General features: G+C 55.6%; 15 protein-coding genes, 1 tRNA gene and 1 pseudogene. 10 read left to right on the top strand and 7 right to left on the bottom strand.

All coding sequences use genetic code 11. From position 1 onward, the window contains the following. Nucleotides 1–133: 133 nt before the first annotated feature. From rng to ELB75_RS08400, 5 genes are all read right to left on the bottom strand, one after another. Nucleotides 134–1,633, bottom strand: coding sequence for a ribonuclease G (gene rng, locus ELB75_RS08380; RefSeq protein ID WP_164726859.1), 1,500 nt, complete (start codon nucleotides 1,631–1,633; stop codon nucleotides 134–136). A 274-nt stretch (nucleotides 1,634–1,907) separates the two neighbouring features. Beyond that, nucleotides 1,908–3,209, bottom strand: a complete 1,302-nt coding sequence (gene tyrS, locus ELB75_RS08385; protein ID WP_126983536.1) for a tyrosine--tRNA ligase — start codon at nucleotides 3,207–3,209, stop codon at nucleotides 1,908–1,910. Between the two features lie 148 nt (nucleotides 3,210–3,357). Continuing rightward, nucleotides 3,358–3,434, bottom strand: a tRNA-Pro gene (locus ELB75_RS08390). Nucleotides 3,435–3,482: 48 nt separating this feature from the next. Further along, nucleotides 3,483–3,866: a hypothetical protein gene (locus ELB75_RS08395; RefSeq protein WP_126983537.1), complete on the bottom strand. Its 384-nt coding sequence runs from the start codon at nucleotides 3,864–3,866 to the stop codon at nucleotides 3,483–3,485. Then, a complete protein-coding gene (locus tag ELB75_RS08400) occupies nucleotides 3,863–4,069 on the bottom strand; it encodes a hypothetical protein (protein ID WP_064104855.1) in 207 nt (68 codons plus the stop codon). Before ELB75_RS08400 ends, ELB75_RS08395 begins: the two co-directional genes overlap by 4 nt. Before the next feature lie 208 nt (nucleotides 4,070–4,277). On the opposite strand from ELB75_RS08400, the gene dinG reads away from it, so the two are divergent. The 4 genes from dinG to yciA all read left to right on the top strand — a co-directional run bounded on the left by dinG (nucleotide 4,278) and on the right by yciA (nucleotide 9,380). After that, on the top strand, nucleotides 4,278–6,413 hold the full coding sequence (gene dinG, locus ELB75_RS08405; RefSeq protein ID WP_126983538.1) for an ATP-dependent DNA helicase DinG: 2,136 nt from the start codon (nucleotides 4,278–4,280) through the stop codon (nucleotides 6,411–6,413). A 251-nt stretch (nucleotides 6,414–6,664) separates the two neighbouring features. Beyond that, nucleotides 6,665–7,460, top strand: a protein-coding gene (locus tag ELB75_RS08410; protein ID WP_126982325.1) for an IS5 family transposase whose coding sequence is annotated in 2 segments (ribosomal slippage) — nucleotides 6,665–7,030 and nucleotides 7,032–7,460 — 795 coding nt in all. Because the reading frame shifts where the segments join, the coding sequence is not laid out codon by codon here. Between the two features lie 227 nt (nucleotides 7,461–7,687). Then, on the top strand, nucleotides 7,688–8,749 hold the full coding sequence (gene hemE / locus ELB75_RS08415) for a uroporphyrinogen decarboxylase (protein ID WP_126983539.1): 1,062 nt from the start codon (nucleotides 7,688–7,690) through the stop codon (nucleotides 8,747–8,749). Nucleotides 8,750–8,939: 190 nt separating this feature from the next. After that, nucleotides 8,940–9,380 (top strand): acyl-CoA thioester hydrolase YciA, encoded by a 441-nt coding sequence (gene yciA / locus ELB75_RS08420; RefSeq protein WP_126983540.1) that lies wholly within the window; start codon nucleotides 8,940–8,942, stop codon nucleotides 9,378–9,380. A 205-nt stretch (nucleotides 9,381–9,585) separates the two neighbouring features. Here the strand turns inward: yciA and rtcR are convergent, their stop codons facing one another. Further along, nucleotides 9,586–11,214 (bottom strand): RNA repair transcriptional activator RtcR, encoded by a 1,629-nt coding sequence (gene rtcR, locus ELB75_RS08425; protein WP_126983541.1) that lies wholly within the window; start codon nucleotides 11,212–11,214, stop codon nucleotides 9,586–9,588. A 581-nt stretch (nucleotides 11,215–11,795) separates the two neighbouring features. On the opposite strand from rtcR, the gene ELB75_RS08435 reads away from it, so the two are divergent. The 5 genes and pseudogenes from ELB75_RS08435 to ELB75_RS08455 all read left to right on the top strand — a co-directional run bounded on the left by ELB75_RS08435 (nucleotide 11,796) and on the right by ELB75_RS08455 (nucleotide 16,867). Then, nucleotides 11,796–12,185, top strand: coding sequence for a hypothetical protein (locus ELB75_RS08435; RefSeq protein WP_126983542.1), 390 nt, complete (start codon nucleotides 11,796–11,798; stop codon nucleotides 12,183–12,185). A gap of 487 nt (nucleotides 12,186–12,672) precedes the next feature. Then, the gene (locus ELB75_RS08440) at nucleotides 12,673–14,241 is read left to right on the top strand and encodes a TROVE domain-containing protein (protein WP_126983543.1); all 1,569 of its coding nucleotides are present in this window, start codon (nucleotides 12,673–12,675) and stop codon (nucleotides 14,239–14,241) included. Further along, nucleotides 14,242–14,348 (top strand): annotated as a pseudogene (locus tag ELB75_RS12705) (IS5/IS1182 family transposase); the annotation flags it as partial. Nucleotides 14,349–14,572: 224 nt separating this feature from the next. Further along, nucleotides 14,573–15,331, top strand: coding sequence for a hypothetical protein (locus ELB75_RS08450; protein ID WP_126983545.1), 759 nt, complete (start codon nucleotides 14,573–14,575; stop codon nucleotides 15,329–15,331). A 234-nt stretch (nucleotides 15,332–15,565) separates the two neighbouring features. Continuing rightward, nucleotides 15,566–16,867 carry an ATP-binding protein gene (locus ELB75_RS08455; protein ID WP_126983546.1) on the top strand — a complete coding sequence of 434 codons (1,302 nt, stop codon included), beginning with the start codon at nucleotides 15,566–15,568 and terminating at the stop codon, nucleotides 16,865–16,867. A gap of 132 nt (nucleotides 16,868–16,999) precedes the next feature. Here the strand turns inward: ELB75_RS08455 and ELB75_RS08460 are convergent, their stop codons facing one another. Continuing rightward, entirely contained in the window at nucleotides 17,000–18,376 is a 1,377-nt protein-coding gene (locus tag ELB75_RS08460) for a nucleobase:cation symporter-2 family protein (protein ID WP_126983547.1), read from the bottom strand. A gap of 505 nt (nucleotides 18,377–18,881) precedes the next feature. Between ELB75_RS08460 and ELB75_RS08465 the strand changes: the two genes are divergently transcribed. Then, nucleotides 18,882–20,360, top strand: coding sequence for an AAA family ATPase (locus ELB75_RS08465; RefSeq protein WP_126983548.1), 1,479 nt, complete (start codon nucleotides 18,882–18,884; stop codon nucleotides 20,358–20,360). Nucleotides 20,361–20,407 lie beyond the last annotated feature (47 nt).

The raw sequence follows: 20,407 nt of genomic DNA on the forward strand, positions 1-20,407 counted from the left end.
CGCTTTTATAGTGGATTAACAAAAATCAGGACAAGGCGGCGAGCCGCAGGCAGTACACACGGTACGGCAAGGCGAGCCAAAGCCATACTGGTTTTTGTTAATCCACTATAAACCTTCTGCCTGGCCCGTCCCGTCACAGCAGCACGATATCGAACTGCTCCTGCGTATAGCTGCTTTCCACCATCAGGGAAACCGGTTTGCCGATAAAATCAATCAACAGCGCCAGCGATTGCGATTCTTCGTCCAAAAACAAATCGATAACAGATGGCGCGGCGAGGATGCGGAATTCGCGGGCATCGAAGCGGCGGGATTCGCGCACGATTTCGCGTTGGATTTCGTAGCACACGGTTTGCGCGGTTTTCAGGTAGCCCCTGCCCTGGCAGGTGGGGCAGGGTTCGCACAGGATGTGGTTGAGGTTTTCGCGCGAGCGTTTGCGGGTAAGCTCCACCAGCCCCAAGCTGGTGAAGCCGTTGAGGGTAACGCGGGTGCGGTCGAAGCGCAGGGCTTTGGCCACCTCGCCCAATACGGCCTGGCGGTGTTCTTCGCTCACCATATCGATGAAATCCACAATAATCATGCCGCCGAGGTTGCGCAAGCGCAGTTCGCGGGCGATGGCGTGGCAGGCATCGAGGTTGGTTTTGAAGATGGTTTCGTCAAAATTGCGCGCGCCCACGAAGCCGCCGGTGTTCACGTCGATGGTGGTCATGGCTTCGGTGCTCTCGATAATCAGGTAGCCGCCGAAGTTTAAATCCACACGCGGTTTGAGCGACTGGTTGATTTCCTGCTCCACATGATGGAGCTCGAACAAGGGTTTTTCGCCCTGATAGTGTTGGATGCGCTCCACCGCGCCCTGTACGTATTGCCGGGCAAATTCCTGCATCAGGCGGTAATTATTGGCGGAATCAACGAAGATTTTCTGGGTGTTGTCGTTGAACATATCGCGCAGCACGCGCAGGCTCAGGGGCAAATCCTGATACAGCATGGTTTCGGGCGGGCTGGTTTTGGAGCGGGCGAGAATGTCTTGCCACAGCTTGGCCAAGTAGCCGATGTCGGCCTGCAATTCTTCGTCGCGGGCATTTTCGGCGCTGGTGCGGATGATGTAGCCGCCGGCATTTTCGGGCAATAAAGCCTTGAGGCGGTTACGCAATTCGTTACGCTCTTCTTCATCTTCAATGCGCTGGGAAATGCCGATGTGGTTGTCTTGCGGCAGATACACGAGAAAGCGGCCGGCCAGGGAGATTTGGGTGGAAAGGCGTGCGCCTTTGCTGTTAATCGGGTCTTTAATCACCTGCACCAAGATGGTTTGCCCTTCAAACAGCATATGCTCGATGCGCTGGGTTTCCTCTGGCTTCTGCCGCTGTTCGAGCACGTCCACAATGTGCAAAAAGGCGGCGCGCTCCAAGCCGATGTCGATAAAGGCGCTCTGCATGCCGGGCAGCACGCGTTTGACCACGCCCAAATAAATATTGCCCACCAGCCCGTGGCCGCTGTTGCGGTCGATGTGCAGCTCGCACACTTTGTTTTCTTCCAACAGCGCCACGCGGGTTTCCTGCGGCGTTACGTTCACCAAAATGGTTTCCGGCGGGCGGCCTGAATTATCGGCCAGCCGGATTGGGTTGATTGCCTGTAGCATATTCAGCTTTCTGATTTCAATTAGATTTTGCAGAACAGGCTGACGGCCTGCCTGTTCTGCAAAATCTACTGTCTGCCGGCTGGCCGGAGGCAGAATCATACGATGAAAACAACCTTGCCGACAACCTGAACAGCAGCCGGAAAACCGGTTTCAGGTAGCATTTACTTCAAAAAAATAAGCTGTGTTTTCAAAGCACAAGTTAAAAAACAAGGCTACCTGAAAAACTTAGGCCGGGGAGGCTGGGTTTTCAGGTAGCCTTTGGTTTTCATTCAAATCATTGCCACACCAAGAGCGCGTGATTGCGTTTGCCGCGGCGGAGGATGGTGTATTTGCCGAAGCGTTTGTGCGCGTCGGTCAGCAGGTAGGCATCGTCTGGGCGTTCGGCGGCGTGACCCGGGTTGTTCGATTCGGCGGCCTGACCGTTGAGCAATACCGCTTTGCTGTTCACAAAACCGCGCGCTTCTTTGTTGGAGGAAGCCAAACCGGTTTTCACCAAGGCTTCCACCACATTGAGGCTACCTGAAACTTCAAACGCGGGCAGGCCGTCGAGGGCGAGTTGTTCGAAGTCGCTTTCGGTCAGGCTGCTTTGGTCTTCGGCAAACAGGCTATCGGTAATGCGCTGCGCGGCTTGCAGGTCGGCTTCGCCGTGAATCAGGCGGGTCATTTCTTCGGCGAGGATACGTTGCGCTTCGGGCTTGGTGCCGCTGGCTTGGTCTTTTGCTTCGATGGCGGCGATTTCTTCCACCGACAAGAAAGTAAAATACTTCAGGAATTTATACACATCGGCATCGGCCACTTTCAGCCAGAACTGGTAGAACTGATACGGCGAGGTTTTCTTCGCGTTCAGCCATACCGCGCCGCCTTCGGTTTTGCCGAATTTGGTGCCGTCGGATTTGGTAACCAGCGGCAGGGTCAGGCCGAATACTTGTTTTTGGTGCAGACGGCGGGTCAGGTCGATGCCGTTGGTGATGTTGCCCCATTGGTCGGAACCGCCGATTTGCAGCGTTGCGCCGTGGCGTTTGTTCAACTCGGCAAAGTCGTAGCTTTGCAGCAGCGTGTAGGCGAACTCGGTGAAGGAAATACCCACGTCGTCGCGGTCGATACGCTGTTTGACGGATTCCTTGTTCAGCATGGCGTTCACAGAGAAATGCTTGCCGATGTCGCGCAGAAAGTCGAGGCAGTTCATGCTGCCGAACCAGTCGGCGTTGTTCGCCATAATGGCGGCGTTTTCGCCTTCAAAACTTAAAAACGGTTTCAGCTGGTTGCGGATGCTTTCTACCCAGCCGACAACGGTTTCGGCGGAATTCAAGCTGCGCTCGGTTGCTTTAAAGCTGGGGTCGCCGATCATGCCGGTCGCGCCGCCCACCAAAGCAATCGGTGTATGCCCCGCCTGTTGGAAACGGCGCAATGCCAATACGGGCAGCAAGTGGCCGATATGCAGGCTGTCGGCAGTCGGGTCGAAACCGCAATAGAGGGCGATTTTTTGTTCGCCCAACAACGTGCTCAAAGCTTCGATGTCGGTGGTTTGCGCGATCAGGCCGCGCGCTTGCAGGTCTTGGATAAGGGAGGCAGTCATAACGGATTTCTTTGCAATAACTGGATGGAATAGGAAATTCAGTCCGGCCGAAACCTAATTTTCAGGTAGCCTTTAAGACCGAGAGGGCGCAACGTTTGCGCCGCACCAAAACAAAAAGACTTGGCAGCACCAAGTCTTTTTAAAAAGCTGGTCGGAATGAGAGGATTCGAACCTCCGACCCCTTCGTCCCGAACGAAGTGCGCTACCAGACTGCGCTACATTCCGAAAGAAGGCGCATTATAAGCCCGGTGGCGGCGTTTAGCAAGCATCATCTCAACACTTTTCGCGCAAACCCGCCCGCTTCCCGGCGCGCGCCGCCTGCACCTGTGCAGCAAAATACAGCGCTGCCGCCGCACCAACCATATCTGCTGCTGCATCACGCCAATCAGCCTGCCGCGATACCGTGAGCGCGCCCTGCGCCCACTCGCTGCCTGCAGCCAACACCAGCGCCGCCAGCAGCAAAGCTTGCCACGGCACAGGCCGCCGCCGCAGCAAAAACACTTTAGCCAGCAGCCAAAACTGGCCGAAAAACAAAGCCGCGTGCACCACTTTATCGAAATGGGCAAACGGCAGCGGCGCGTTGCCGCCCTGATGCAGCAGCAGCGCATACATCATGCCCGCAAACCACAAAACGCTCAGCCACAGCCAGCGGTTCACGCCCGGTGCTCCTCAAGCCAATCGGCACACATCATCGCCAGCCGCACAAACCGCCCGCCACGCTCATCCAGCACCGCCTGCCACTGCGCCACTTCCTCTGCCGAAGGCGCTTCGTCCAAACTGCATTCGTTGAGCCAAAAATCCAGCGTTTCCGCCGCCGCACCCACGGTTTCGGTGCGGAAAAATTCCAAGAGTTCAGACATTTCACTCTCCAGCTGTTTGATGATTGATACGGTGGATTGTACTTGCCTTTCATTCTGTATGCCATCGGGTTTCAGGTAGCCTTTATCGCGCAACAGGCTACCTGAAATTCTCTTGGCTGACCCGCCCATATTTTTCAGGTAGCCTCTACTCCCGCCCAAGCCCTCCATAATCTTCTATAATACCCGCTTCTTTCCAGCTGCCACCGCCATGCTCACCGATTTAGAAAAAGACGCCATCCGCCGCCACTACCAGGCCATCAGCGAAAACCTGCCCCATTTCCGCCCGCGCAAAGCGCAGCGCGAAATGCTGGCCGCCGTGGCCAACACCCTGTCGCGCACGCTGGAAAAGGCCGATGGCGAAGAGCCGCCCAAGCGCGAGGGCGAGAGCATTGCCGTGATCGAAGGGCCCACCGGCGTGGGCAAAAGCCTGGCCTATCTTTTAGCCGGCGGCATCATGGCGCAAACGCGCGGCAAGCGGCTGGTGGTATCCAGCGCCACCGTGGCGCTGCAAGAGCAGCTGGTGGGGCGCGATTTGCCGTTTTTGGTGGAAAAAAGCGGGCTCGAGCTCACCTTTGCCCTGGCCAAAGGGCGCGGCCGCTACCTCTGCCCCTACAAGCTCTACCAGCTCACCCAAAGCCAGGCGCAGCAAAGCCTGGCCGGCTTCGACACCCCGCAAATCCTGTGGGACAGCAAACCCAAGCCCGAAGAAATCCAAACCCTGCGCGAGCTGGCCGACGCCTTCGCCGAACGCCGCTTCAACGGCGACCGCGACACCTGGCCGGAGAAAATCGACGACACCCTCTGGCTCAAGGTAAACAACGACAACTACGGCTGCCTCAAAGCCGCCTGCCCCAACCGCCCCGAATGCCCCTTCTACCTTGCCCGCGACACGCTCGAAACCGTGGATGTGGTGGTGAGCAACCACGATTTGCTCATGGTAGACATCGGCATGGGCGGCGGCGTGATCCTGCCCGCGCCCGAACACAGCTTCTACTGCATCGACGAAGCGCACCACCTGCCCAAAAAAGCGCTCAACCAGTTTGCCGCCGAGCATTCGCTGAACCAAGCCTTGTGGGCGCTGGAAAAACTGCCGCAAATCACCGACAAAATCGCCGCCGTAGCCGACAAAGCCGATTTGGCCAACCTGGCCGACGAAGCCGCCGCCGCCCTGCTCGACAGCCTCTACGAATGGCAGTTCCACCTCGGCGACACCCCCGAGCTCGCCTACAACGACAGCGGCCGCGATCCGCAATGGCTGTGGCAAGACGGCCAAATTCCCGAAGGGCTCGCCCTGCTCGTATCCAACACCGCCGCCGCCGCGCAAAGCCTCTACAAACACGCCAACAGCCTCAACGACGCCCTCTCCGCCGCCCGCCGCGAAAAAGACAGCGACAGCGCCCAAATCGACCGCCTCAGCAGCGAGTTCGGCATCTTCCGCGCCCGCATCGAGCAAATCAGCACCGTGTGGGACTTGCTCGCCACCGAGCCCGCGGGCGACGCCCCGCCGCTGGCCAAATGGATCGAATGCAGCCACAACAGCGACAAAACCGACTACTCCTTCCACGCCTCCCCCGTGAGCGCCGCCGCCATGCTCGCCGCCGGCCTGTGGCGCCGCGCCGCCGGTGCCATCCTCACCTCCGCCACCCTGCAATCGCTCGGCAGCTTCGACCATTTATTGAAACAAACCGGCCTGCAATGGCTGCCCGAAACCACCACCCTCGCGCTGGAAAGCCCCTTCAACTTCCCCGCCCAAGGCGAGCTCTACATCCCGCCCGTGGCTGCCAGCCCCAAGCAGGCCGACACCCACACCGCCGAAATCGCCGAATGGCTGCCCAAGCTCATCAGCCCCGAAGAAGCCGTCGGCACCCTCGTTTTGTTCTCCTCGCGCAAACAAATGCAAGACGTGGCCTTAAGGCTACCTGAAAGCCACCTGCCCCTATTGCTCATCCAAGGCGACCTGCCCAAAGCCGTCCTGCTCGAACGCCACCGCCAAGCCATCGCCGAAGGCCGCGCCAGCATCCTGTTCGGGCTCGACAGCTTCGCCGAAGGCCTCGACCTGCCCGGCAGCGACTGCGTCCACGTCATCATCGCCAAACTGCCCTTCACCATGCCCGACCATCCCATCGAAAAAACCCGCAGCCGCTGGATAGAGCAGCGCGGCGGCAACCCCTTCATGGAAATCACCGTGCCCGAAGCCGGCATCAAACTCACCCAAGCCGTAGGCCGCCTCATCCGCACCGAACACGACTACGGCCGCATCACCATCCTCGACAACCGCATCCTCACCGCCCGCTACGGCAAACAACTCCTCGCCTGCCTGCCTCCGTTTAAACGCATCGGCTGAGTTGGGATACAGTAAAGGCTACCTGAAATTTCAGGTAGCCCGTAGATACGCGCTTCCCCGTCAAGAATCCCGTAATCGGATTCTCGAATCCGCCTTTCCCGAACCGTATCACCCAAGTTGGCTAGCTACAGGCGCAACCCAACACAAAGGCTGGGAAATGCCGGATTTAGCCGCCTAATCCACGTCCGGCAAACCCGTGCACGGTATAGTAGACCTATTGCGAAAGTATCCTGAAAATTTACAATTCCCAAATGAAATACGAAAACCTCATCCAAAGAAGCGATAGCGAATTCAAACGGCTCACAGGTGTAACGCCCGTCCTTTTTCACGAAATGCTGCAAGTCACCACAGAAGCAGAAAGCCGGAAGGTCAAGTCAGGCAGGCCGCATACGCTCGGTTTGGCAGACCAACTGCTGCTTACCCTAAGCTATCTGCGCCATTACCATACCCAACTCGAATTGGCCGCCATCTACGGCCTTTCCGAAAGCAATGTCTGCCGCACCATCCGTAAAACCGAGGACGCCCTCATCCGTTGCAAACGCTTCTCCCTGCCAAAGCACAAGAATCCGGGCGACCAAACGGTCATCATTGACGTTACCGAAAGCCCGATTGAACGTCCCAAAAAAACAGCGGCAGTATTACAGCGGCAAGAAAAGGCGGCACACGGTTAAAATCCGGGTCATATACGGCAGGGAAACGGAAAAAATCATCAGCATCCGGACGGGGATGGGTGCCCGGCATGACATGCGTTTAGCCAAGAGGCACCTTGCAGAGCTTTATCCCTACAAAATAGTCATTGCGGATAAGGGTTATCAAGGATTGGCCAAAACCGGATTACAGACCCCGAAAAAGAAATCCAAACGTCATCCGCCGGACAAACAGGATAAAGAGGCGAACAGGCGGTTAGGCAAACTCAGAACCGTCATCGAGCACATCAACAGGAAACTGAAGATATTCAAAATATTGTCGCTGCCTTACCGCAACAGGCGGAAACGGTTCGGGTTAAGGGCAAATCTGATTGCAGGACTGGTTAATGCGATGGGATGAATATTTTCGCAAGAGGTCTAATATAGTGAATTAACAAAAACCAGTACAGCGTTGTCCCGCCTTGCCGTACTAATTTGTACTGTCTGCGGCTCGCCGCCTTGTCCTGATTTTTGTTAATCCACTATAAAAGGCTACCTGAAAACCGATTGCTGGTTTTCAGGTAACCCTAATTCCCCGCCCTGCCTGTGCTATGATTCGACTTTCATCCACACCACACAAACCCTACCATGACCACCCTGCAAAACGATACCTTCCTGCGCGCCCTCGCCAAACAGCCTGTTTCCCACACCCCGGTATGGCTCATGCGCCAAGCCGGGCGCTATCTGCCCGAATACCGCGCCGTACGCGCCCGTGCCGGCGGTTTTTTGGATTTGTGCAAAAATACCGAACTGGCTACTGAAGTAACCCTCCAACCCATCGACCGCTTCGGCCTCGATGCCGCCATCCTCTTTTCCGACATCCTCACCGTACCTGATGCCATGGGCTTGGGCCTCTATTTTGCCGAAGGCGAAGGCCCGAAATTTGCCCGCCCGTTGCAAAACGAAGCCGACATTGCCGCGCTGCAAGTGCCCGATATGGCCAAACTGCGCTATGTATTCGACGCCGTTTCCTCCATCCGCCGCGCGCTGAACGGCCGCGTGCCCCTGATCGGCTTTGCCGGCAGCCCCTTCACCCTCGCCTGTTATATGGTGGAAGGCGGCGGCAGCAAAGAATTCCGCCAAATCAAAACCCTGCTCTACCGCCGCCCCGAGCTGCTGCACCACATCCTCAACATCACCGCCCAAGCCGTAACCGCCTATCTGAACGAACAAATCGCCGCCGGCACCCAAGCCGTGCAGATTTTCGACACCTGGGGCGGCCTGCTTTCCGATGCCGCTTTCCCCGAGTTCAGCCTGGCCTATATGCGCCAAATCATCAGCGGCCTCACCCGCGAACACGAAGGCCGCCGCGTGCCCGTTATCCTGTTTACCAAAGGCGGCGGCCAATGGCTCGAACTGATGGCCGAAAGCGGCGCCGACGCGCTCGGCTTGGATTGGACGGTGAACCTCGGCCGGGCACGGCAGCGCGTGGGCGGCCAAGTGGCGCTACAGGGCAACTTCGACCCCGCCGCCCTGTTCGGCACGCCCGAATCCATCCGCGCCGAAGTACGCCGTATTTTGCACAGCTACGGCGAAGGCAGCGGCCATATCTTCAATCTCGGCCACGGCATCAGCCAGCACACCGACCCGGAAAACGTACAGGCGCTGGTGGATGCCGTACACGAATACTCTGCCCGCAGCGGGGTCTAAGCCGGCAGCTTGGTTTTCACTCCGTTCCATTCAGCCAATATTTTCAGGTAGCCTCAAGCTATTCAGGCTACCTGAAAATATCAACCACGTTATAGAACCTCTCGAGTTTCATCATCCACACCGCCCCGATTCCCGCCCACCGAAAACAGCGTAAAATACGCCCTTCCCCATCCCACTCAAGGATTAGACCATGCCACACCACAACACACCCACGCACACCCAGCCGCAAGGTGAGCTCCTGCTGCGCACCGTAGCCATGCCCAGCGACACCAACCCCAACCAAGACATCTTCGGCGGCTGGATTATGTCGCAGATGGATTTGGGCGGCGGAATCTTGGCTGCCGAAATCGCCCAAGGCCGAATCGCCACCGTGTGTGCGCAGGAAATGAACTTTATCCGGCCGGTGAAAGTCGGCAACGTGGTGTGCTGCTACGGCCGTTGTGTGCGCGTAGGCAACACCTCGCTCCAACTAAAACTCGAAGTGTGGGTGAAAACCCTGATGAACGACCACGTTACCGAAACCCGCGAGCTGGTAACCGAAGCTATGTTCACCTATGTGGCCATCGATGCCCAAGGCAACCCGCGCCCGGTGCCGAAAGAAAACAACCCCAAGCTGGCCGGCTTGCTGTAAGCACTTGGGGCTACCTGAAAATCTTTGTACTGATTTTCAGGTAGCCTGCCATCCCGCGCCGGGCAGCCATGCCCAACCCACTCCAAGCATGCCATGAACAATGGTTTGGCATTGCCATGAAACAGCCAACACACAAAGGCTACCTGAAACTGCATCCGCAGAATTTTCAGGTAGCCTTTTTCGCTTGCTATCCGATGCCGTCGGCTCACCCCGACACATCCGCCCAAGTCAGCCCGAAGCGTTGCAGGTATTTGCGCAGGCGGTCGCTGTCGTTGGCAGTGGCGCGTTCCAGCCGCGATACGTTAAACAAGGCGCGGCCGGCGGCAGCCATGTTGGGGTGGCGGCGGCATTCGGCGATGACGTGTTGCAGTTGGATGCGGTCGAACAGGTCGAGGGTTTCGGTATCGATTTTGGCGGGCAGGCCGTCTGAAAGCCGGTTTGCAAAAGGGTTTTCCGCATCGTCCGCATCCGTTTCGTCCGCCCACAGCCATTTCAGACGGCCTATTTCGGCTTCGACCAATTCGGTCTGTATCCTGCCCTGCGGGGCAAGCGTGGCCAGGCGCATGATGCTGGCGGCAAGGTCGCGGAAATTGCCGTGCCATCGGGCTTCGCTTGAATGGGCGAAGGCAAGGTAGGCAGACAGGGCTTCTTTATTGAAACGGGTGGCGCGGCCGAGTTCCTGCGAAGCGAGCGCGAGCTGGTGTTCGATGTTCGGCTCGATGTCTTCGCGGCGGTCGGCAAGCGCGGGCAGCGGATAATTCCAGATATTGATGCGGGCGAACAGGTCTTCACGGAAGCGTCTGGCGCGGATTTCCCGCCGCAGGTCGCGGTTGGTACCGGCGATAAGCTGGAAACTGCTGTGCACTTCCTTGTCGCTGCCGACGGGATAAAAATGTTTTTCTTCAATGGCTTTGAGTAACATAGCCTGTTCGTCCAAACCCAATTCGCCGATTTCGTCCAAAAACAACACGCCGCCATCAGCGGTTTTCAAATAGCCTTCGCGCTTTTCCGCCGCACCGGTAAACGCGCCTTTTTTATGACCAAACAGGGCGGAAGCCGCGCCGTCGCCGCGCAAGGTGGCGCAGTTTACATCAACAAACTCGCCTTTAATCAGATGGCGTGCTTTTTTCAATTCGAAAATCCTGCGTGCCAACATCGATTTGCCCGCGCCGGTAGGGCCGGAGAGCAAAATCGGCGACGGAGAATGCAGCGCGACTTGTTCGATTTCGGCAATCATGCGGTTGAAGGCGGCGTTTTGGGTGGAGATGCCGCTTTTCAGGTAGCGCACCGCGTCATCGCGCACGGCAGCGAGGCGTTCGGCCAGCACATCGTAACGCGCTAAGTCCAAATCGATGATTTCATAGCGGCCGACATCGCCTTTTCCCATGTTTCGCCTTTGATTTTTCGGCGGCGCAGTCTGCAACAGCACACCGGGGATTTGACGCGATTCCACCAATAAAAACAGACAGATTTGCGCAACGTGCGTACCGGTGGTGATATGGGTAAGATAAGTTTCCTCTTCCGTATCAAACGCATAGCCCGCCGCCCAATCGTGCAGCTTGGTATAAACCTCGGAAAAATCCCACGGGTTTTCCAGCTCCATGGGCACGAGATTGACGGCGGTGTGCGGCGACACGTCTTGAATATCGGCTTTAACATGATCCGCCAGATCGCGGTATTTCTCCGCATAAAACAGTTCCATGCGGTCAATATGAAAATCCTGACGCTGATTCATGGCAACATTCGGCCGCCACTTCAACCAACGCCCTTGACCGAAACCGCTATCCAGCACCGTGCCGAGAAAGCTGATGGCGACGTTTTTTCTACTATTCAATTTTCTATCTTTCTATCTTTTTAGATATTTTTTAGTATTCTACTCCTTCTGTAGTAAAAGGCTACCTGAAAATATCTTATCTTTATTTTCAATAAATTAAAAATAATTTTTGCCATTTTCCCCATATTTGGCACAGCTATTGCAATATAGCCATCAAGCACCCCGGCAAATGCCGGAGGAATTACAGCCTGCTAAGCTCGAGGTCGCGGGTTCGAATCCCGCCTCTGCCGCCAACGATGGCAGAGTAGCTCAGAGGATAGAGCGCGTAACAATTTCTCCACTTCTAGTTGCCAAAGTGCCCCCTACGGGCGGATGCCGGCAGGGTTACATTGTCTGGAAACAGCGGGTTCGATTCCCGCCGCCGGAAACGGCGAAATCCTGCCAATCTAGCCGCCCACCTTTTTTCGCAGCATGGAAAAACAAATGCCTTGGAAACTACATTGGTCGCAGGTTCGAGTCCTGCCCCGCTTTCGGCGGGTAGCTCAGTCGGGTAGAGCGGTGAGGCGTTTCCCAAAAACTCGTTGTTTGCCGTGCCGCCCCTTAATAAATATTTTCAGGTAGCCTGAAACAGGATATTTGTTATGAACACTTGGCAAATCATCAGCGTCATCGTTTTTTCGACCATGATTTATCTGTCCTTCCAAAACAGCCGCAGCCGTAAACGCGAACAGGCTTGGCGGGAACAGACTTTTCCCGAAGCGGAATGCAGTTTGATAAAGGAAGGCTGCCGTTACGACATCGCACTTTCAGACGGCCGCGCCTTCAGCCAAGCCGAAATCCTCGGCACGGCGCAGGGCAAAGAAGCGGAGTTTCTGTTCGGCTATGGGAACATGCTTGTTTTGAGGCTTTCAGACGGCCGCAAGGCCTATGTGCGGCAGTCCTGCGTCCGCTGCATAATTGAAAGCGAAAGGCCGTCTGAAAGCGCAGCTTCAACGAAGTTCCTGAAGGAAGCTGAGTTTCTGCGGAGCTAAAACGAAGCTTCCGAAAGAAGCGAAGTCTCTGCAAAGCCAAAACCAATATTTACAAGTTTTACGGGCGGATGCCGGCAGGATTACATTGGATAAACAATCGTCGTACTAATAATACGAAGCAGGAATCCTGCTACAGCCTAGCCGCCCACCCCTTTTCCGGTACGGCAAGCAGATGCCTTGGGAAACTACAGTTAATCCGCGTGTCGCAGGTTCGAATCCTGCCCCGCTCCCAGCGGGTAGCTCAGTCGGTAGAGCATCGGCTGTTTCCCAAAAGCCTAGCTGCCCGCCGTACCCTCTTTTTACGGCGGTAGGCGGATGCCTGAAGGGATTACATTAACCTGTAAAGTTAAAAACCGTATCCCTTCAAATACTAGCCGCCGCGCCGCCACCCATTCGAGGCCGTCTGAAAGCGCAGCTTCAATAAAGCTTCTGCGGAGCTAAAACAACTCAGGCTACCTGAAAACAACAACACGAAAGGAAATGAAAAATGGCCAACGCCACCTTGTTCCAATCCGTTAAAACCCGTTTGACCGCTGCCGACACCCGCAACGAAGCAGGCGGCATCGCCTACACGCTGACACCCAAACAACAGCTCGCCCAACTTGCCGCCACCGGCTGCCTGAACAGCACTTACTACGCCGACGCGCAAGACCAGCTTGAGCAAGTATTGGAATTGGCGGAAAACCTGGATGCCGAGTTTATCGCCAAAACCGCCGTGTACGCCCGTCAAAAAGGTTTCATGAAAGACATGCCCGCGCTGTTGCTTGCCGTGTTGGCGCAGAAAGATGTGAACATGCTTGCCCGCGTATTCGACCAAGTGGCGGACAACGGTAAAATGTTGCGCAACTTCGCGCAAATCATCCGCAGCGGCGCAGTCGGCAGAAAGTCCTTCGGCAACCGTCCGAAAAAACTGATGCAGACTTGGCTTTTAACCGCCACCGAAAAACAACTGTTGAACGCTGCCGTCGGCAATTCGCCGTCGCTGGCGGACGTGGTCAAAATGGTGCATCCCAAACCGCGTGAAGCATGGCGTGCCGCATGGTTTGCGTGGCTCATCGGCAAACCGTACGACCGCGAAGCATTGCCGCCCATCACCCGCGCCTTTGAAGACTACAAACAAAGCCGCCAAGGCGCATTGCCCGACGTCCCCTTCCAAATGCTCACCGCGTTGGAATTGAACAGCGGCGACTGGGCGCAAATCGCCCGCAACGGCTCATGGCAGCAGGTTCGTCAAAACCTGAACACCTTCCTGCGCCACGATGTGTTTGCCAAAAGCAAAAACATCAAAATGGTGACAGAAAAACTGCGCGACAAAACCGCCATCCGCCGCGCCCGCGTTCTGCCTTACCAATTGCTGACCGCGTATCAGGCGACATCCGAACAGATGCCGTCTGAAATCCGCGAAGCGCTGCAAGATGCGATGGAAACCGCCGTACAAAACGTACCGGCAATCCGAGGCAAAGTCGTGGTTTGCCCGGATGTCTCCGGCTCCATGCACAGCCCGGCTACCGGCTATCGCGGCAGCGCGACCAGCAAAACCCGCTGCATCGACATCGCCGCGCTCGTATCCGCCGCCATGTTGCGCACCAACCCGCAAGCCCGCGTGATACCGTTTGAACAAATCACGGTAAACGTGCAGCTCAACCCGCGCGACAGCATCATGACCAACGCCGAAAAACTCGCCAATATCGGCGGCGGCGGAACAGCATGCAGCGCACCGCTCGCCCTGTTGAACCGCGAAAAAGCCGATGTGGATTTGGTCGTCATCGTGTCCGACAATGAAAGCTGGGCAGACCGCGAACAACGTTGGGGCGGCAAAACCGGCCTGATGAAAGAGTGGGACATCCTGAAACAACGCTGCCCCGAAGCCAAACTCGTCTGCTTGGACATCCAGCCCTACACCACCGCACAAGCGCAAAACCGCCGCGACATCTTGAACATCGGCGGCTTCTCCGACCAAGTGTTCACGCTGATCGGCTCGTTCGCCGAGCAAGGTATGGGCGCGGATTTCTGGGTGGAGGAGATTGAGAAAACCGGACTGGCGGCGGTGTGCTAGTATAGTGGATTAAATTTAAATCAGGACAAGGCGGCGAGCCGCAGACAGTACACACGTTACGGCAAGGCGAGACAACGCTGTACTGGTTTAAATTTAATCCACTATATTTTTCAGGTAGCCTTTGCCGAATGGTGGAGGCTACCTGAAAACCTATGGGCAACACTCACCGCACAGGCATTTTCATCCTTCATTCGATACCGCCATAAATTTTCAGGTAGCCTCTTCCACCGCCAGATAAAGGCTACCTGAAAGCCCAGCCTCAACGAGCTATAAAAAATGAAACAAAGCGGCAGACCAACGTCATCAAAATAAGTTCCTGCTGAGCCAAAACATGCAAACCGATACCGCCCTCTCCCAAGCCATCGAACGCTGCTACCACCTTTTCTCCAAATACCCCGCACCCGAGCACCTGGAAGCCTGCACCAGTTGCTGCATGCGCCCCGATATTGAACACGAAATGCGTACCCTGCCCCTGCGCTGCCTCACCGCCCGCCACTTTTGGGAATACAACACCGCCGCCCACGAAAACGGCGCAGCCTCCGCCCCCGATATACGATACCTATTGCCGCGCTGGCTGGAGCTTTACGCTGCAGACGAAGAGCTCGGCTACGGCATATGCGACTTATTTGAAGGCAGGCTGGGCGAAAACCCACGGCAGTTTTTCAGCCCCGAAGAATGGCAGGCCATAGAAGATTTTGCCCGCGCCCTGTTTGACAACCAGCTCACCAACTATCCCCGCCCCGACAGCAATATTCCGCTGGGCAGCCTGCTCGACACCTTCGCCCAAAGCGGCATCAATATCCGCTCCCTGCTGGGTAACTGGCTGCACACCGACACCCCCGAAGCCCTGCTACATTACGCCTGCATGGTGTGCTACGGCTACAACTGGGTGCAGCCGGAATGCGCCGAACCCGAACTGCGAAACTGGATAGAAGATGCCGCCTGCCGCCAAATCTTCGCCGAGCGGATACTTGCCGCTGCCGACGATTTCGCCCGGCTCAACAAACAGCAACGCAGCGAACGCTACGGCCGATGCTGGCGCAAAATGCTCGAGATGTTGGAGTATGCTTATGATTGGATTGCGTATTGATGTTTTTCAGGTAGCCTGCAACTTTGCCTAAAGGCTACCTGAAATTCCGCAGGGGCAGGTTTTAAACCTGCCCTCCTTTATTCGCGCAGCCCAATGCCGCCGAATTTCCATTAGAAAAATGTAATTTTCCATCATTTTTTCATTCGAAAAAATGTAGTCATCCTCTATTTTTTCATTAGGAAAAATGTATTCCCACCTGTATAATCCTCAAGAAACCGGCCATTAGGACTCCCCATGCAGCGCAGAATCATCCAAGCCTTAAAAAATTGGAAACTCAAGCCCAACCGCAAACCCCTGATTATCCAAGGAGCAAGGCAGGTGGGCAAAACATGGGTGATGAAGTATTTCGGCGAAACCTGCTTCGCCCAAACCGCCTACATCAATTTCGACCACAACCCGCGCATGCAAACCCTGTTTTCAGGCGATTACGACATCAGCCGTCTGCTGCTCGGCCTGAAAATCGAAAGCGGCGTGGATATTCAAGCCGAAGACACCCTGCTGATTTTTGACGAAATTCAAGAAGTGCCGCAGGCCCTGGCATCGCTCAAATATTTCTACGAAAACGCACCGCAGCTCCATATTGCAGCGGCAGGCTCGCTCTTGGGCATCTCCCTGCACCATCAGGTTTCCTTTCCCGTCGGCAAGGTGGATTTCCTACCGCTCTATCCGATGGATTTTCATGAATTCCTCACCGCGCTTGGGCAGCAGGATTTGGTGCAGCTCTTGGAAATGCGCGATTGGCCGCTGATTGCCGCCATGAAAAGCCGCTATATCGAGCTGCTGCGCCAATATTATTTTGTCGGCGGTATGCCGGAAGCGGTGCAAACCTTTATTGACACGCAAAATTTCAGCGAAGTGCGCCAAATCCAGCGAAACCTGCTCACAGCCTACGGGCAGGATTTCTCCAAACATATTGCCGACGGACACACCGTGCAGCGCGTGCGTGCCTTATGGCATGCCATCCCCGAGCAGCTTGCTAAAGAAAACAAAAAGTTCATCTATGCCCACCTGCAAAAAGGCGCCCGCAGCAAAGACTACGAAACTGCCCTGCAATGGCTTAAAGACAGTGGGCTGGTACACATCGTGCCGCGCATCAAAAAGCCGCACCTCCCCCTCACCGCCTACCAAGACAACGCCTTCAAACTCTACGGCTTAGACGTGGGGCTGCTCGCCGCGCAAAGCGGGCTGGATGCGGGCACCCTGCTGGAAGGCAACCGCATTTTCACCGAATTTAAAGGCGCGCTCACCGAACAATACGTTTTGCAGCAACTCATTGCTTCGCAAGATAATCCCGTTTTCTACTGGGCAAGCGAAAAAGGCACGGCGGAAGTGGATTTCGTGTTGCAGCGCGGACAAGGCGTGATGCCGGTTGAAGTGAAGGCGGAAGAAAATTTAAAAGCGAAAAGTTTGAAGGTGTACGCCGATCAATTCGAGCCCGAACAGGCGATACGTTTTTCCATGGCTGATTATCGGGAGCAGGAGTGGATGACGAATGTACCGCTATATAGCGTAGGCGCGTTTTGCAATGAAAAATGAACCAGGCGGGCATTTCCCCGCCGCTTATTTGAAGGCTACCTGAAAACCGTTTGCACAAAATTTTCAGGTAGCCTCTTATCCAAAAGGCTACCTGAAAGCATCAATTGCAACTAAAGCTAAGACTGCCTGCAGCTACTCTTCCAGCCGAACCGCCCGATCTTTCTCATCCCTCGGCAGAATCAGATTCAGCGCCACTGCCGCAATGCCGCCGGCGGCAATCGCATTGCGGAACACTTCCGGCAGCGCCTTAAACACTTCCGGCTCGAAGGCCACGCCCAGGCCGATGCCCACCGATGTGGCCGCAATCACGGCCTCGCGACGGTTGATGCCGTGGGTCATGATGATGCGCACGCCGGCAATCGCAATCAGGCCGAACATCAGCACCATCGCCCCGCCGAGCACCGGCGAAGGAATGGTGGTGAACACGCGCCCCACCACGGGAAACAGCCCGGCCAGCACCAAAATCGCGGCAATATAGCGCCCCACATGGCGCGAGGCCACGCCCGTCATTTGGATTACGCCGTTATTTTGCGCAAACGTGGTGAGCGGCAGCGAGCCGAGCGCCGTGGCAATCACCGACACCAGCCCGTCGGCAAACACCCCGCCGCGCAGCCGTTTTTGAAATTTGTCGCCCTCATACGGCTGGCCGGACACCATCGCCGTGGCCGTGAGGTCGCCCACCGCCTCGAACACGCTCAACAGATAAATCGTGCCCGCCACCAAAAACGCGCTCCAATCAAAGGCAAAGCCATATTTAAACGGCACAGGCAGCGTGAACAGCGGCGTGTTTTGCAGCGGCGAAAAATCCACCATGCCCATCGCCAGCGCGGCAATATAACCCGCCACCAGCCCCACCGCGATACCGCTCATACGCAAAAACGGATTGCGCATGCAGTTGAACAGCAACACGATGACCAACACAAAACCCGCCAAGCCGATATTCTGCACCGAGCCGAAAGCATCCGTGCCTTTCGCGCCGAAACCGCCGCCGAAATCAGTGATGCCGATATCAATCAGGCTCAAGCCGATCAGCAGCACCACCACGCCGCTCACCGTGGGCGTGATCACCCGTTTCAGATAAGGCAGCGCCCAAGCCGAAGCGCAAATTAGAAACGCCCCGGCAAACGACACGCCCAACAGCGTGGACAGCATCGCCGCCTCGCTCAGGCCGCCTTCGCGCATGCCCAAACCCAGCGAAATCATCACACCCACAAAGGAAAAGTTTACCGACTGAATCGAAAGCAGCCCCGAGCCCACCGGCCCGAAGCGGCTCACCTGCAAAAACGTGCCGATACCGGAAGCCACCATCGCCATCGAAACCAAATAAGCCGTGGTTTCCGCAGGCAGTTTTAGCGCACCGCCCACAATCAGCGCCGGCGTCACCATCGGCACAAAAATCGCCAGCAAATGCGTTATTGCGCTTAACAGCGCATTGGCAAACGGCGGCTTGTCTTCCAGCTTATACACCAAATCCGCCTCGGCAGCGGCTTTCATATCGGCATCGGCCATGATTTATTTCCCTGATAACAAAAGGATTAGCAACTCCCAAAGCCGCCGCAAAACAGCAGCCCCGGCTCAAATTTGGGCGCGATTGTAATGCTTTTTACACAATCAGCGCAAAGCAGGCGTATTCCGTTTTTCAGGTAGCCTTCCAACCCATAGCTATATTTCTACAAATACTATCTATAAAACTATATCTTTCACTATACACAGCAACCATTCGCCTACCAATAAAAAATAGTCCCTCGTAATATCAATCCATTAGACAAGCATCCCGCTGCTTGGCACAATCCATGCTAAACAAATCATATTGTTAAAAAGGCTACCTGAAAGCGAAGCCTCAACGCAGTTATAGTGGATTAAATTTAAACCAGTACAGCGTTGTCTCGCCTTGCCGTAACGTGTGTACTGTCTGCGGCTCGCCGCCTTATCCTGATTTTTGTTAATCCACTATAAAACGCAGCACCGCAGAGTTGCTGCGAAGCCAAAACAAACCAAAGAAAGATACACAACCATGCAAAAATTCATCCTCATCCGCGGCCATCAAGGTTCGGGAAAATCGACTTTCGCCGAACAAAAAGCCGCCGAGTTTGCCCAACAATATCCCGATGCCGAAATCGTCCGCATCGAAAACGACCTGCTGCTCACCGATGAAAACGGCGTGTACCGTTGGTCTGGCGAGGCGGTGGATAAGGCGCAGAAACACGGTAATGCTTTGATGACCGCAACTTTGAAACTCGGACGCCAAAATCCGAACCGCAACATTTTAATCATCCATTCCAACACCAACCAAAAGGCTTCACGTTGCCGTCATTTGTTGGATCAGGCGAAGAAGAGCGGATTCCAAACGGAAATCTACCGCCTGCACAACTTCTATCCCAACCTGCACGGCGTGAAAGAGCATGACGTGCTGGCGGCCTATGTAAAGCTCAACCAAAACCCCCTGCCCGGCGAAATCCACATTGAAGCCGTGCAACCCGCCAGCACGGCGCAGTTGGCACAAATCGAACAAATGCAGGCCATCGAGCAGCACGCCCTGCCGTTTGATGAAGCGCAGCAAACCTTCGTCACCGAACACTATCTGCAACATGGCAGCCGCAACTTTACCGCCAAAGCATCCAAACGCTATCCCGAATTGCGCGTGTTGAAATACGCCCGCAGCGTGTTCTACAATAACCGCTTCGACGATGCCCTGCTGGAAATGCGCGGCTTGATTATCGACGCGCACAACCGCATCATCGCGCGCCCGTTTAAAAAAGTGTTCAATTATTCGGAACGTATTGCCAAAGGCAGCCGTTATCCAATCCGCATCGGCGATGAGCGATTGGTGGACGCGGTGGTAAAAGTAAACGGCTTCCTCGGCTGCTGCACTTTCGTCTCGCTTCCAAGCGACCACCCGTCCTACGGCGAGGCGTTTGACGGCAAAGTGCTGTATTCGACCACCGGTTCGCTTGATAGCGCGTTTGCCGACATGACCGCCGCACACTGCGCGCAATACGAACCTCTGTTCCGCGCTTATCCGAACCACACTTTTTTGTTTGAAATCACAGACGCGAAAGACGTGCACATCATCCGTGAAGAATTGGGCGAAACCCTAATCGGCTGCATCGACGTGGTGACAGGCCGTCAGTTTAGCGAAGCCGAATTGGACGAAATCGGCAAACAATACGGCATCCGCCGCCCTGAAACGTTGAAAAACATCACCTTCGGCGAGCTGAAAAATCGTCTGAAAAACGTGGAACACGAAGGCTTTATGGTATTTGATGTGCAAAACGGCGAAATGCTGTTCAAACTCAAATCGCCGTATTACCTGATTTCCAAGTTTCTGGGACGAAGCAACGAAGGTAACATCGGACGCAAGCTCGACAAACGCCACGTCGATGAAGAGTTTTACCCCTTAATCGACCACATCCACGAGCATCGCGAAGCGTTCAACGCTATGCCGGAATTGGATAAGATTGCGTTTATTCAAGCATTCTTGCGCCAGTTGTGAGAATAGCTGAGAAAAAAAGGCTACCTGAAGCAAAGCAGCGCAGTTTC

Origin of the sequence: Eikenella corrodens, from assembly GCF_003990355.1 — a bacterium.
Classification (GTDB): Bacteria; Pseudomonadota; Gammaproteobacteria; order Burkholderiales; family Neisseriaceae; genus Eikenella; species Eikenella corrodens_B.